This window comes from Cohnella ginsengisoli (assembly GCF_029525555.1).
GTDB classification, from domain to species: domain Bacteria; phylum Bacillota; class Bacilli; order Paenibacillales; family Paenibacillaceae; genus Cohnella; species Cohnella ginsengisoli.
In genome coordinates this window covers 101,062-115,343 of sequence record NZ_JAPDHZ010000008.1, presented here as the reverse complement: position 1 = coordinate 115,343, position 14,282 = coordinate 101,062, and the positions used below count along the sequence as shown (strand labels likewise).

The following is a 14,282-nucleotide window of genomic DNA, read 5'->3' as shown; positions in this document are numbered from 1 at the left end:
GGCGTGAAAAGAGGGACGCGGCAGATTCGCTCTGCTTCGTCCCTTTTCGCTGTTCGTCGTTCGTTTTATTTAAGAAAGGCCTTAGCTTTGATCAGCTGCTCGGTTTCGTCGAGGAGCTCCCGCAGCAGTTCGAGCGCCTTCTTCGTCTCGTCCGGATCGACGCCGATCCTTGCGAAAATATCGTTGATTCGGAATGCGTACCCGCTTGGCGCATCGGGCAATGTATCGGCGATCGCCGCGGCTTCCTTTTCGTTCATCAAGAAGGCTTCGTTTATCGCGAACAGCACCTGATGGAGACAAGCTGAGGAACGGAAGCAGCAGCCGGCGACGTAAGCCATATCCGCCTTATAAATCCCCTTATAGCCGTTTTCGAGGGAAAATCCCGCCTCCCAGAAAAACTTTTGAATGACCGCTCTTTGGAAAACGGGAGGATAAGGGTCCGTTTTGCTTTTCAGCCTGCCGATCGCGCCGCCAGGATCCCACAACGCTTGGCACAGCGCGATCTCGGCCATGTAGATCGAATTGACGAATCCGTGCGGATGCCCCGGCTGATAGTCGATCGTGATATTTCCCGCAAGGCATTGCTCGATGACTTTCGATACGCGGCCGATGTCGCGATACAAAAAGTCGACCGGCGTCCCGCCGATTTTCAGCCAGCCTCCGCCGTTAATCCAGGGGCCCCAGCCGCCCGTATCCGTTACGAGATCCTCCCTACGGTCATCGTCAAGAAGCGCGGCGACCCGGCGAGAAGGGAAGCGGGAGCCTGGCGTTCCTACCTGCATGGCGAGCACGCGTACGGCGGTCGATCCAACCACTTCGTGACGGACGGTCGGGAGAAGTACATCTGGTTTTCGCAGAGCGGCGAAGAGCAGTTATTCGACCTGACGGTTGATCCGACCGAGCGCGTCAACCTGGCTGACGATCCAGCGCGGGCGGACCGCGTGGCGCTGTGGCGGGAACGGCTCGTCCGCGAGTTGGAGGGGCGGGAGGAGGGCTATGTCATGGAAGGGCGATTGGTAGCGGGCAGAGCGCCGCGCTCTTGTCTGTCCCGCATTTTATAGCCCGACAGAATCGGGTATGCCATAATAAGCATATGATTGAATGGCTGCCGGCTGGGCGCCGATCCTCGCCGATGAAAGGGTGAACGTCATGCGCGTCATTCCCGCTTCTCGAAGCAAGCAGTGGCTCTCCTGGGGCGCGATGTCCTGGCTCGTCACGACATTGTTGTTTTGGCTCGTACGATTCGTTATATTAGGGCAGCCCTGGACAGCGGTGCATGCTTTCCGCTTTTTGCTGGTCGCCCTCGCCGTAAGTGCGTTCGCCGCTATATCCGGCTGGCTCGGCGCGCGGTGGCTTGCCCTGTCGACCCTGGCAGGAAATTTGCTCGGTCTGCTGATTATGGCGTTCGTTTCGCGTGGAAACACGGGATGGGAGGATCTCTCGAGCCTACTCGTCTATCTGGAACTGCTTGGGCTTGGATTGGCGGTCGGCGTCGTGCTGGAGTTGATGCTGTTGTTCACCATTAGGAAGGGAAGCAGACACGGCAGATGAAGTCGGTGCATATAAACGCTCTCGCAATGGTAATCAATGAACCGTCAAGGAAAATCCTTGGCGGTTTTTGCTGCGCTTCAATGCGTTAATGGAAAAGGGAAAGCGGCAGGGAATGTCGAATACTGAATTTTGGTTAAATTTAACGAGTTTTTTATTTTTTATTGTAGAATAGATTCGCTCGCATCTACTTATGAGGATGGAAGGGGCATCATTCGTGCATCGCAATCAATATGGAAAACTAGGCTTGGTCCAGCTGTTGTCGTTCACTCTGATATTAACATTGTTGGCTTCGGTCGTGCCTTCTTTTAAGGTTTCTGCTGCTTCGCCACTCGACGGTGTCACCACATTTGGTGAAGGAACTTTCTGTCCTGCGAATCAAAAAAAGCAACAACGTAAGTGCCGGAGGCCAAGGCTACTTAGTGAGCAATATCGTAGGGTCAGGCTGGGATTTTCGCGTGTTTGCCGTGGACAACGAGCCCGATGTTAGCATTTGCACAGAGAAATTCACTGGTCAGACGCAATTAGCCTATGCGGCAACCAATAATGGCTTGACTAAACTGAACGCGATTCAGCTCTCTTCTAGTGATGGAAAGTTATTCGATCTTCGTTCGGTCGACCTCATATTCGACGATAGCGGTAACGAAACGTTGCCAATTCAGCTGGTAGGCTATCGTAACGGCTCGCCCGTGTCAGGCGCAGTACTGACGCAAAATGTACAAAGGGCTTCCCCTGATGGAGAGGTCGTCCCTTTTGTTGTAAGCGGGGATGCCGAATTTCGGGGGGATTGACGCGTTTCGCGTAGTAACGCCATCGGGTCAACCAGTCGACGGTGCGATCGGCGTCGATAACATCGATGCCACGAACTTTAGATATGCGGACGTTGGGACGAAGCTGATTCATTTTCAAGCTACGCCGGGATATGACTTCGAAGGAGACGGGGTCGCCTCGGCCGGCGAGGGCTTATCGGGTAGCATTCCGGGATATGACATTGGCATCTATGGAATAGATGCAACAGGGAAGAAGCTGGACGGTAACATGCTATATCAAGATGATAGATCCTGGACAGGTTATCCCCAACTTGTCGAATGGGATGACGATTTAGATAACGGAAAAGATACGGCTAATTACGGTTTGGCAATCAAATCGATGGACGGCAAAAATTTTAAGCTAAGCTCCCTTAATTTCTTGGACTGGGGCAACTATGACGGCGATACTTACGCCATCGAAGCTTTTGCCGATGGAAATTCATTGGGCAAAGCTACGTTTAAAGGTAATACGACAGGAGACTTTATTTCCTTAAACCATTCCTACTTGCTGTCGTCCATTTTTTACGATGTCGACGAGCTGCGATTATATCGTAATTCAGGCGAAGAAAGTTCATTCTTGGCGATTAACGATATTGCAATCGCACCGCCTCAGACACTATCGAGCAACGCAGACCTAAGCAATCTCATCCTATCCCAAGGGACGCTGAGTCCGACATTCGCGAGCGGCACGACGACCTATACGGCGAGCGTGGGCAATGCGGTCTCGAGTCTCACGGTAACGCCGACGGTAGCGGATGCGACGGCGACGTTGAAGGTGAATGGCGCTTCGGCAACGAACGGGACCGGAACAGCGGTTGCGCTTAATGTGGGTAGCAACACGATAACGGTGTTGGTAACGGCACAGGACGGCACGCCGAATACTTATACGGTCACGGTGACGCGTGCGGCGAGCAGCAACGCGGACCTGAGCAACCTGACGTTGTCGCAAGGGACGCTGAGTCCGACATTCGCGAGCGGCACGACGACCTATACGGCGAGCGTGAGCAATGCGGTCTCGAGTCTCACAGTAACGCCGACAGTAGCGGATGCGACGGCGACGTTGAAGGTGAATGGCGTTGCGGCAACGAACGGCAACGGTAGCACGGTTGCGCTCAATGTGGGCAGCAACACGATAACGGTGTTGGTAACGGCACAGGACGGCACGCCGAATACTTATACGGTCACGGTGACGCGTGCGGCGAGCAGCAACGCGGACCTGAGCAACCTGACGTTGTCGCAAGGGACGCTGAGTCCGACATTCGCGAGCGGCACGACGACCTATACGGCGAGCGTGAGCATTGCGGTCTCGAGTCTCACAGTAACGCCGACAGTAGCGGATGCGACGGCGACGTTGAAGGTGAATGGCGTTGCGGCAACGAACGGCAACGGTAGCACGGTTGCGCTCAATGTGGGCAGCAACACGATAACGGTGTTGGTAACGGCACAGGACGGCACGCCGAATACTTATACGATCACGGTGACGCGTGCGGCGAGCAGCAACGCGGACCTGAGCAGCCTGACGCTGTCGCAAGGGACGTTGAGTCCGACATTCGCGAGCGGCACGACGACCTATACGGCGAGCGTGGGGAATGCGGTCTCGAGTCTCACGGTAACGCCGACGGTAGCGGATGCGACGGCGGCGTTGAAGATGAATGGCGTTGCGGCAACGAGCGGCAATGGTAGCACGGTTGCGCTCAATGTGGGCAGCAACACGATAACGGTGTTGGTAACGGCACAGGACGGCACGCCGAATACTTATACGATCACCGTTACGCGTGCGGCGAGCAGCAACGCGGACCTGAGCAACCTGACGCTGTCGCAAGGGACGCTGAGTCCGACATTCGCGAGCGGCACGACGACCTATACGGCGAGCGTGGGCAATGCGGTCTCGAGTCTCACAGTAACGCCGACAGTAGCGGATGCGACGGCGGCGTTGAAGGTGAATGGCGTTGCGGCAACGAGCGGCAATGGTAGCACGGTTGCGCTCAATGTGGGCAGCAACACGATAACGGTGTTGGTAACGGCACAGGACGGCACGCCGAATACTTATACGATCACCGTTACGCGTGCGGCGAGCAGCAACGCGGACCTGAGCAACCTGACGCTGTCGCAAGGGACGCTGAGTCCGACATTCGCGAGCGGCACGACGACCTATACGGCGAGCGTGGGCAATGCGGTCTCGAGTCTCACGGTAACGCCGACGGTAGCGGATGCGACGGCGGCGTTGAAGGTGAATGGCGTTGCGGCAACGAGCGGCAATGGTAGCACGGTTGCGCTCAATGTGGGCAGCAACACGATTACGTTGTTGGTAACGGCACAGGACGGCACGCCGAATACTTATACGGTCACGGTGACGCGTGCTATTGCACAATACACGCTGACCTACACAGCCGCAGCGAACGGCACGATCACCGGCGACACGACGCAGACGGTAAACGAAGGCGCAGACGGTGCGGCAGTGACGGCTGTACCGGCGAGCGGGTACCACTTCGTGAAGTGGAGCGACGGCAACACGAGCACGACCCGTACAGACACGAACGTGACGGCGGACATTGCTGTCACAGCGGAGTTCGCGATCAACACACATACGCTGACCTACACAGCCGCGGCGAACGGCACGATCACCGGCGACACGACGCAGACGGTAAACGAAGGCGCAGACGGTGCGGCAGTGACGGCTGTAACGGCGAGCGGGTACCACTTCGTGAAGTGGAGCGACGGCAACACGAGCACGACCCGTACAGACACGAACGTGACGGCGGACATTGCTGTCACAGCGGAGTTCGCGATCAACACACATACGCTGACCTACACAGCCGCAGCGAACGGCACGATCACCGGCGACACGGCGCAGACGGTAAACGAAGGCGCAGACGGTGCGGCAGTGACGGCTGTACCGGCGAGCGGCTACCACTTCGTGAAGTGGAGCGACAACAATACTAGCGCGACCCGTACGGACAAGAACGTGGCGGCGAACCTGTCCGTGACGGCTGAGTTTGAGCAAGATATAGTAATTCCGCCGTTTGTCACCACTCCCGCGTACAAGGATTTTGAAATCCTGATTAACGGCACCATTGAGCGTTTGGGCAAGATCGTCGAGAGCCATCGCAACGGTCAAACGGTGCAAACCGTGGTAATCGACCCGGCGGGTCTTAAGGCGAGGCTGGCTTCGGCCGGCGCGGGGGCAACGGTTACCATTCCGCTGGACGCCAGCAACTCCGATGTCGTCATCGGAGAGCTTAGCGGCGATATGTTCAAGGTTATGGAGCAGCTGCAGGCGAAGCTGCAGATCAAGACTTCGACCGGTTCCTTTACGCTACCGGCGAAGCAGCTGAATCTTGCCTCGATCGCCGCGAAGCTGGGAGCGACCGATCTAGAGGGGCTGAAGGTGCGGATCGAGATTGCCGTGCCGAGGGCCAGCGACAAGGCTGCGGTTGACAATGCGGCGGCACGCAACGGCTTTACGCAAGTCGCGCCTCCGGTAGCGTTCACGATTACGGCGACCTACGGAGACAAGACGGCGGAAGTGTCGAAGTTTAACGCCTATGTGGAACGGACGATCGCGCTGCCAAAAGGGATCGATCCGAACAAAATCACGACCGGAGTCGTCGTAGAGCCGGACGGTACGGTCCGTCACGTGCCTACCCAAGTCCTGAAGGAATCCGGTACGTATTATGCATTGATCAACAGCTTGACCAATAGTACGTATTCGGTTATCTGGCACCCGGTCGAATTCGCGGACGTCGCTGATCACTGGGCCAAAGCGGCGATTAACGACCTGGGCTCGCGGATGGTGTTGGAGGGTACGGGGAACGGGGCGTTCAGCCCGAATGACGAGATCACCCGCGCCGAATTCGCGGCGATCATCGTACGGGGGTTGGGGTTGGGGCTGAAGCAGGCAAGCGGCAGCGCGCCATTCTCTGACGTTAGCGCTGGCGACTGGTATGCTTCGGCGGTACAGACAGCCGTCGAAAATGGATTGATCAGCGGGATGCCGGACGGCTCCTTCCATCCGAACGAACGCATTACGCGCGAGCAGGCAATGGTAGTTATGGGCAAGGCTCTCGCGCTGACCGGATTGGCGGAAAAGCTCACCGGCCCGTCCGACGATTCGGTACTGAACGCATTCACCGATGCGGACGAGGCGTCTGAATGGGCGAGGATAGGCATCGTGGAGAGCATCCGCTCCGGATTGGTGTCAGGTAGAGGGGCGGTGGAGCTGGCGCCTCAGGCGAATCTGACGAGAGCCGAGGTCGCGCAGCTTATCGAGCGACTTCTTCAGAAGTCGGGTTTGATCTAACAGTCTGCGGCCACTAAGAAAGGCGACCTTCGACCAAGGCTTTCCGAAGCCTTGCGTCGAGGGCCGCCTTCTTTGTCTTTTCGTCCTAGCTTATTTGAAATAAGACGTCGTCAGCGGAATGAACACCGAGCCGCCGTCGGACGCTTCCGCTCTCACGTAGAGCGCGTCGGAGCCCCCGATGTCGACTTCCACGGTGACGAGCCCGTCGCTCATGGCGATCGGCGTCGTCTTCAGTTCGACATCGGTATCGCTGTCCTGAACCGCGAATTCCTTGATGTCCTTGCCGATCGCGGCGATCTGAATGTACAGCTTCTGGTACTTCTTTTTCGGATAAAGCATGAACGAGGCACCGCGCGTGCCGCTGCTGTTGTTCAGGTACACTTCTTTGTAGTCCTTGCCGTCATAGACGGTCTTGGACGGGTCTTTCGTATGATAGTCGCCCTCGAAGCCGGTTGCGATCGAGATGCCGTCGACCGTTTCGCCGAGTTGGATGAGGCCTTTGTTGTCCACGTGCACGGCGACGCCGAGCGCGTCGGAGACAGACCGGATCGGCAGGTAGGTCGTATTGTTGTAAGTGATGGGCGCCAGCGTGCCGCCGTTGCCGTCGCGTAGTTGGAACGGCTTGCCGTTCACCTTGAAACTCAGTCCGGAATTGAGATAGGCCTTGATCGGCGTCAGGTTCGAAGCGGCGTAGGCGCCCGCTCCCATGCTGGCCACCATGGACAGCCCGATGACGGCTGCAGTCAGCTTTTTCTTCAATCTGTTCACGCTCCCGTGGCATTCATTTACGAATATGCAATCTTAGTATAGAAATAACTGGAAAGCTCGCGCAAACGAATCCCGGATAATTGATACCAAAGGCCTTGATCGCGCTGCGTTTCGCATATCCATCGTCCCGATTGGCATACTACTCGCGGCACGTATCCAATCGAAGGAGGGTTTTCCAAGTTGAATCTAGGTACCCATGAGGCGCTTGAGCTGAACGAACTGCTCATGAGCTGCACGAACTCCATTCAATCGATGGCGCTGTTCCTGAACCAAGCCAAAGATCCCGAACTGAAGGAGATGATCGGGAAGCATTACCCGGTCCACGTTCAGGATTACAATATGAAGATCGAATTCGTGAAAAAAATGACCGGCTCCACGGACAAGCTGAACGTCCCCGGCCTGTCGATGACGGCGCTCCTTCCTGTGGCTGCGCCGCCGTATCCGTCCATCGAGCCCCAAGTGAAGCTGGCCGAACTGGACGACCGGGCGATCGCCACTTCGTACCTGCTGACGCTCAAACGCGCGGGCCGCGAGTATGCGTGGGCCGCCTTCGAATGCGGCACGCCGCAGCTGCGGGCGTTTCTCGAAGACGCGTTCCGCATGTGCTCGCATCAGGCGCACGAAGTATGGTCGTATATGGGCCGCAAAAGCTGGTATCCGATCGTGCCCGCGACGGGCAACCTGATGGAGACGGTCGGTCAGATTTACCGGGAAGTGCCGCATCATCAGCCGATGACGGTATACCAATAAAAAAGGCGTCCGGACCTCCGGAAGCCGCGGCGCCGGGCGAACGATCGCGCCGGCGATGCGATAAGAAGGCGAAAACACCGAGCGGACACAGTCGTTCGGTGTTTTTCGTTGCGTTTCTTATCCCGCGGCCACGGTGGAAGCGGAGGCGGTCTGACCGGGCGCCTGGCGTCGGGAGGCGTCCAGCCGTCCCTTGTACAGCGATATTACGGTGCCGGTGATCGCGAGCGAGAGCGCGGAGACTAGCGCGCCGCCGAGAGAGATGGCGGACAGGCTCGTCACAATGACCAAGAGGTCGAACGCGAAGCCGGTCTTGCCTGGGTCGCGCCCGTATTGAAGCTGCAAATAGCGCGCCAATACCGTCGAGCCGCCGAACGACGCGCCGTTTTTGAACAGGATGCAGATGCCGATGCCGACAAGCCCGCCGCCGGCGACGGCTTCGCCCATGACGGGCATGCCGTATTCGGGCAGCAGCCCTTCGAGCGCGGTCAAGCCGGACAGCAGGCCGATGGCCCCGATCGTCCGGAGCGTGAACGAGCGGCCCATTTTGACCCAGGAAAAGAGCAGGAAGGGCAGGTTGATCAGGATAAACAGGACCGGGAACTTCATATGGAGCAAGTAAGAGAGACTGAGCGCCAATCCGGCGCTGCCCCCCGGTGACGATCCGGGCTTCCTTCAGCAGCGATACGCCGATGGCCGTGACGATGCAGCCCAGCACGATGAGCAGCCATTCCCTGCGTCGCTGATGCATGATATGATTCATGACAAACGCCTCGCTTCTGATTGCCTACCATGAAGTGATGTTGTTAACTTCCATGATACGCAGCCGAGAGGCGCCGAGAAATGTTGAAGTGAAGCTCTTTTGCGTGACTTTATCTCACATTGAAACAAGAAGCGCCGGATGTCCTGCATTTTGAAGGTGAGGGTGAAACGACATGGATCGCATAGATATCAGCCTGCTCAAGCTGCTGCAGGAGGACGGCCGAATGACGGTCAGCGAGCTGTCCAAGCGGCTGTCGCTCAGCCGCCCCAGCGTCTCTGAACGGCTCGCCCGTCTTCAGGAGCGCGGCGTCATCACAGGATTTTGCGCCGTCGTGTCGGCGCCGGCCGTCGGACGCAGCGTACAGGTGATCATTCAAGTCAGCGAGCTCAAGGTGTCCCCGCTCGTGTTCGAGCGGCGGATCGCGGAAGACGGCGACATTTTGGAGTGCTATCGCGTTACGGGTGCCGTCACGTTCATCCTGAAGGCAGCCGTGACGGACCTGAACGCGTTGAATCGTCTTGTCGAACGGCTGCTGCCTTGCGGCATGCTGAATACGTCGGTGATTCTGTCGTCCCCCGTAGCGGGGCGGGCGGTGCTGCCCCGATCGGAGGCGTCGGACGCCTGAGCGACGACTGGCGGGATCCGAAGCGCGAGCGCGTAACCAAAAGGCGGAGCTGCCGGCGCTTCGCCTCTTAACACTGTCCTGCGCTGCCCCTGCGCCAATCGAGTAAAAGCGAGACGGCCTTCGTGAGGCTATCGCGCGAAAGTGCAGGATTTTTATCCCAAACAACCGATATCTCGCTTAAATAGACGAGATAAAGTGCACTTTTGCGCGATTGATCGCAATAAACCACCCTGTCAGCCTTGAATGATGCACTTTTGCGGGATCGCATCAGTTCCCTGCGGAAAACCCAACTTTGCGTCCGGCGCCTTCGGTCATCCACTCCCGGCTCCGTCCCTTGGACAGATCGGTTTTCATGCCCGCGATCAGCCGCTGCCAATCCGTCGCGCCGGTCTGATGCAGCTCCAGCGCGGCGGACACGTACAGCTCGGCCAACTGCGCGAAGGTAAACCCTTCCGTCAGCCGAGCGATCTCGGCGATCCCGGCCTCGTCCGCCAGCCGTCCCGCTCCCTTGTAGGTCAGGTAAGCCAGCCGCAGCGTCTCGCTCGGCAGCTTCACTTCGTAGGCGCGGTCGAAGCGCCCGGCCCGGTTCATGAGCGCGGGATCGATTTTCTCCGGATAATTCGTCGTCCCGATCAGGAAAATGCCCTCTCGCGAGGTCGCTCCGTCCAGCGTGTTAAGGAAGTACGAGCGGCACGACTCGGGCATCGAGTCGATGTCCTCGACGACGAGCACCATCGGCGCGAGCTTCACGGCTGCGTCGAACACCTGCTGGATCGACTCGCTGCCGGTAAACTCGGTGATCTGCCAATAAGCGACCGGCGCGTTCACGGTGGCGGAGATCGATTTGACGAGCGTCGTCTTGCCGTTGCCCGGCTTGCCGTACAGCAGGATGCCCCGCTTGTAGGGAACGCCGTAGGTTTGATAGAAGCTGCGGTCTTCCGCGAAAAAGGTATCCACGGAGCGGAAGATTTGCGCCTTCAGGGACTCGTCCATGAACACGCCCTCCCGGTCGACCGGACGCTCCGTGGTCTCGCGGCTGCGCTCCAGCCCGTCGCGGGTGTCCGTGAACACGAGCAGCTGCCGGTCCGCCAGCTGCCGCTCACGCAGCTCCGCCAGGAAGCCGCCGAGCTGCGCATCGCTCTCCGCGAAGATCAGATCTTCGTAGCCCAGCCCGTACTGGGCGAGCCGGGGCACGCGGGCAAAAGCGACGCGATGCGCCGGGTAAACGAATACGTTGTTGCGGACGGCCATGCGGATGTCGTGCGCGCCGTCGGCTGACTTGCCGCCGGCGACCGGCTTGCGGTCGCGATCTGCATCCGGCGCCGGGTCCGACGCATACTTGAAGCTCCGCGTCTCGACAAGATCGAATAGGCTGATGGCGTGCTCCACGCCTGCATAGCCGCTGCGAATGTCGTCCGCAAGTCCGTCCCAGGCGTCGTCGCTGTCCTCCTGATAATACAGGTGGAAGCCGCAGCAGTAGCGTTCGCAGAGCCAATCCGAGATGCGCCGCACGGCCATCGTGTAGTCGAAGTAAGCTTCCATGCCGGCAGGCTCGGCTTCATAGTCGTCCCGCCGGATGAGGAAGGGGCGCAGCGCTTTTTCATTCATTAATGTCATTTTGTGTCCTTATACTCCTTTTATGGTCGCGAGCGGCCGGCACTTGGCCACGACGGCGGCCAGGCCTGCGCCCGCGACGCTTTCTATGATTTGATCGACGTCCTTGTAAGCCTGCGGCGACTCGTCGATGATCGCCTCGAGCGCGCGGTGGTTAACGACGACCTCGTCCGCCTGGCCTACGCGCAGCGATGCCGCGAATTCGTCGACGGTGACGAGCTGCTTGGTCGCGTTGCGGGAACGGACCCGGCCGGCGCCGTGACAGATGGAATGATAGTTGCGTTCCCCGGAGGGCATGCCGACCATCAGGTAGGAGGACGTCCCCATCGATCCGGGGATGAGCGCCGGGTGGCCGGTCTCCCGGTACGGCTCCGGATTGTCCGGATGGCCAGGGGGGAAGGGAACGGGTCGCGCCTTTGCGGTGCACGAACAGCGCTTCCTCGCCATGCCGTTCCGCCAGCGCGTAGTTGTGCATGAGGTCGTACAGCGTCCGCGTCTCTGCTTGCGGGCCAAGCGTCTCGCGCAGCGCGTCGCGCACCGCGTAGGCGAGCAGATGGCGATTCGCGACGGCGAAGTTGAGCGCGGCGTACATCAGATTGACGTAAGTGGCGCCCGCTTCGCTGTCCAGCGGCGCGAACGCCAGCTTCGGGTCCGCCGTGCCGAGGCCGAGCTTGCGCATCGTCTTGACGACCTCGGAGCCGCAGTGCTGATTGACCGCGCCGCCCCACGAGCGTGAGCCCGAGTGGATCATGACGATGACTTGCCCGTCGCGCAGCCCCCCAGCGCTCGCCGACGGCCCGGTTGCCTTCGTCCAGCGTGACGGCCTGCAGCTCGACGAAGTGGTTGCCGCCGCCGAGCGTGCCGAGCTGGCGATGAGCCCGGTGCCACAGATGCTCGGGGATCCGGTTCAGCGCCTCTTCGTCATAACGGAAGCGGGCATGCTCCACATGCGTGAGCGAGGTCGCCCGGCGAGGCGTGTAAGCATCGGGTACGTATTTGCCCGGCAGCCCGTGGAGGCCTTTGATCAGCACGTCTTCAAGCCGAATGTCGGAAAAGTGGCCGCGAGCGTGATTTTCCGTCGGTATGCGCTTCTCGATCGCCTTGACCAGCTTGCGCCGGAGCTTGACGTCCTTCAGGTCGTCCGCGTCCAGGTTCGTCAGGTGCACCCGCATGCCGCAGCCGATGTCGCTGCCGACGATGGTGGGGGATACGAAGCCTTCGTCCGCCTGCCAGACGGCCGTCGTGCCGATGCAGGTGCCGACCCCGACGTGAGCATCCGGCGTGTAGCTCATGTAGCGGATGTTCGGAATTTGCAGATTGTTGTTCGCCATCTCGAGCGGTTTGGCGCCCATGGCGCGGAACAGCGCGTCGCCTGCGTAGACGTGCAGATCGCCCGCGGGCAGATCGATGCGCCGGTAGTAAGTTTCGTTCGGTATCATAAATTCGTTGTGACCTCTTATCGATTTGGATTTTTAGAAAACAAAAAAAGACCGCAAGCCGATTCGCCCGCGGTCCTTGGATATGTCTAGAAAGCACCCTGGATCATCGCACTTCCCTTGCGGGAACGCGCATTATCCGGGTCTGACTTCTGGATCGGCCCGTAGAGGCCGGCGGACATCGAGCGGCATATTCAGTTGGGTCCAGGCGTCGTAGCGGCGGGGGAGTCGAATCGCGGTCATGTCGGCCGGCCTCCTTTCTGATGAGATAATGGCTATATTAAGGGGTATAGGCAAACCCTGTCAACCGAATCGATGAAAAAAGTTAATGAGGGTGATTAAAAAGGGGTTATTAGCTCCCGTTTCGATAAACGAAATCTTTCATCCATAAAAAAATACAATAAATATACACAATTGATGTGGCGATGTATATTGAAAATAACAAGAAAAGGAGTGAGTGGTCGAATGGCTAGCGTAACCGGACTGGAAGGCGTCGTGGCGGCGGAGACCGAGATCGGGCATGTCGACGGCGAGCGCGGGCATCTCGTATACAGGGGTTATTGGGCAAAGGACCTGGCGGTGAGCCGCGGCTTCGAGGAGACGGCGTATCTGCTGTGGTACGGACAGCTTCCGGGCGAGCCGGAGCTGTCGGCGTTGAAAGGGCGCTTGGCCGCGGCGCGCGTCCTGCCCGAAGAGCTGCGGCGCCTGCTCGACGCGATGCCGGCGGGGCTGCCGATGATGGGCGTGCTGCAAACGGCTGCCGCCGCGTTAGCGGACGGGGCCGAGCCCGCTTGGCCGCCGCGGGCGGACCAGGCGGAGCGGATGACGGCGCTGGTGCCGAGCCTCATCTCGTATCGGCATCGACGCCAGCAGGGGCTTGGGCCCGTGGAGCCGGATGCGGAGCTGGATCACGCAGCCAACTACCTGTACATGCTGACGGGCCGCCGGCCCGAGCCCGACCATGCCAGGGCGCTGACCGCGTATCTCGTCCTCGGCATGGAGCACGGCATGAATGCCTCCACCTTCGCGGGCCGGGTCGCGCTGTCGACCCAGGCCGGCCTGTATCCCGCGGTCTGCGCGGCGATCGGCGCGATGGGCGGGCCGCTGCACGGCGGCGCGCCGAGCGAGGTGATCGCCATGCTGGAGGCGATCGGCACGCGGGACAGGGCGGAGCCTTGGCTGCGCGAGGTGCTGGAGCGGGGCGGCCGGCTGATGGGCTTCGGCCATCGCATCTACAAGACCGTCGACCCGAGGGCCGAGGCGCTGCGCGCGGTGACGCGCGGCCTGACCGGCGACGATCCGGCGTTCGCGCTCGCCCTGCACGTGGAAGAGACGGCGACGCGTCTGCTCGCCGAGTACAAACCGGGGCGGCGGCTGCACACGAACGTCGAGTTTTTCGCCGCCGCCATCATGAAGGCGATCGCGCTGCCGACGGCGCTGTTCACGCCCACGTTCACGGCCGCGCGCGTCGTCGGCTGGACGGCGCACATGCTGGAGCAGGCCGGCCACAACCGCATTTTCCGGCCGCAATCCGCGTACGTGGGCCCGCTGCCGGCGGTCTCGAAGCAGCTCCCTTAAGCGTGGCGTGGCCCGCACCATGCTAATGTTGTATACTCTTCGTACCGCATGGACCGTGTCGCGATCACGTTCACCAAAGGAGCCTATATCCATG

General features: G+C 59.6%; 10 protein-coding genes and 2 pseudogenes. 7 read left to right on the top strand and 5 right to left on the bottom strand.

All coding sequences use genetic code 11. From position 1 onward, the window contains the following. Window positions 1-65: 65 nt before the first annotated feature. Window positions 66-782 (bottom strand): DNA polymerase subunit beta, encoded by a 717-nt coding sequence (locus tag OMP38_RS31320; protein WP_277568548.1) that lies wholly within the window; start codon window positions 780-782, stop codon window positions 66-68. A gap of 36 nt (window positions 783-818) precedes the next feature. Here OMP38_RS31320 and OMP38_RS31315 point away from each other — a divergent pair, with 36 nt between their 5' ends. From OMP38_RS31315 to OMP38_RS31300, 4 genes are all read left to right on the top strand, one after another. Beyond that, the gene (locus OMP38_RS31315) at window positions 819-1,061 is read left to right on the top strand and encodes a hypothetical protein (protein ID WP_277568547.1); all 243 of its coding nucleotides are present in this window, start codon (window positions 819-821) and stop codon (window positions 1,059-1,061) included. 40 nt (window positions 1,062-1,101) lie between these two features. Further along, window positions 1,102-1,551, top strand: coding sequence for a hypothetical protein (locus tag OMP38_RS31310; RefSeq protein ID WP_277568546.1), 450 nt, complete (start codon window positions 1,102-1,104; stop codon window positions 1,549-1,551). 419 nt (window positions 1,552-1,970) lie between these two features. Further along, entirely contained in the window at window positions 1,971-2,339 is a 369-nt protein-coding gene (locus OMP38_RS31305) for a hypothetical protein (RefSeq protein WP_277568545.1), read from the top strand. Window positions 2,340-2,934: 595 nt separating this feature from the next. Continuing rightward, a complete protein-coding gene (locus OMP38_RS31300) occupies window positions 2,935-6,657 on the top strand; it encodes a cadherin-like beta sandwich domain-containing protein (protein ID WP_277568544.1) in 3,723 nt (1,240 codons plus the stop codon). A gap of 90 nt (window positions 6,658-6,747) precedes the next feature. On the opposite strand, the gene OMP38_RS31295 is transcribed toward OMP38_RS31300, so the two are convergent. Beyond that, a complete protein-coding gene (locus OMP38_RS31295; protein ID WP_277568543.1) occupies window positions 6,748-7,425 on the bottom strand; it encodes a hypothetical protein in 678 nt (225 codons plus the stop codon). A gap of 180 nt (window positions 7,426-7,605) precedes the next feature. Between OMP38_RS31295 and OMP38_RS31290 the strand changes: the two genes are divergently transcribed. Then, the gene (locus OMP38_RS31290) at window positions 7,606-8,175 is read left to right on the top strand and encodes a spore coat protein (RefSeq protein ID WP_277568542.1); all 570 of its coding nucleotides are present in this window, start codon (window positions 7,606-7,608) and stop codon (window positions 8,173-8,175) included. 117 nt (window positions 8,176-8,292) lie between these two features. Here the strand turns inward: OMP38_RS31290 and OMP38_RS31285 are convergent. After that, window positions 8,293-8,817, bottom strand: a pseudogene (locus OMP38_RS31285) (YitT family protein); the annotation flags it as partial. Window positions 8,818-9,107: 290 nt separating this feature from the next. Here OMP38_RS31285 and OMP38_RS31280 point away from each other — a divergent pair. Next, window positions 9,108-9,560, top strand: coding sequence for an Lrp/AsnC family transcriptional regulator (locus tag OMP38_RS31280; RefSeq protein ID WP_277568541.1), 453 nt, complete (start codon window positions 9,108-9,110; stop codon window positions 9,558-9,560). A 267-nt stretch (window positions 9,561-9,827) separates the two neighbouring features. Here the strand turns inward: OMP38_RS31280 and OMP38_RS31275 are convergent, their stop codons facing one another. Together OMP38_RS31275 and OMP38_RS31270 are read right to left on the bottom strand one after the other, a co-directional pair. Then, a complete protein-coding gene (locus tag OMP38_RS31275; RefSeq protein ID WP_277568540.1) occupies window positions 9,828-11,177 on the bottom strand; it encodes an AAA family ATPase in 1,350 nt (449 codons plus the stop codon). A 9-nt stretch (window positions 11,178-11,186) separates the two neighbouring features. After that, a pseudogene (locus tag OMP38_RS31270) lies at window positions 11,187-12,613 on the bottom strand (RtcB family protein). A 462-nt stretch (window positions 12,614-13,075) separates the two neighbouring features. Between OMP38_RS31270 and OMP38_RS31265 the strand changes: the two are divergent. Continuing rightward, complete coding sequence (locus OMP38_RS31265) at window positions 13,076-14,188, top strand: citrate synthase/methylcitrate synthase (protein ID WP_277568539.1); 1,113 nt, start codon at window positions 13,076-13,078, stop codon at window positions 14,186-14,188. The last annotated feature ends 94 nt before the right edge of the window (window positions 14,189-14,282 follow it).

Excerpts from the sequence above, each read along its gene's own strand:
- OMP38_RS31320 (WP_277568548.1), bottom strand. The coding sequence starts at position 782 with ATGCAGGTAGGAACGCCAGGCTCCCGCTTCCCTTCTCGCCGGGTCGCC.
- OMP38_RS31280 (WP_277568541.1), top strand. The coding sequence starts at position 9,108 with ATGGATCGCATAGATATCAGCCTGCTCAAGCTGCTGCAGGAGGACGGC.
- OMP38_RS31265 (WP_277568539.1), top strand. The coding sequence starts at position 13,076 with ATGGCTAGCGTAACCGGACTGGAAGGCGTCGTGGCGGCGGAGACCGAG.
- OMP38_RS31310 (WP_277568546.1), top strand. The coding sequence starts at position 1,102 with ATGGCTGCCGGCTGGGCGCCGATCCTCGCCGATGAAAGGGTGAACGTC.
- OMP38_RS31275 (WP_277568540.1), bottom strand. The coding sequence starts at position 11,177 with ATGACATTAATGAATGAAAAAGCGCTGCGCCCCTTCCTCATCCGGCGG.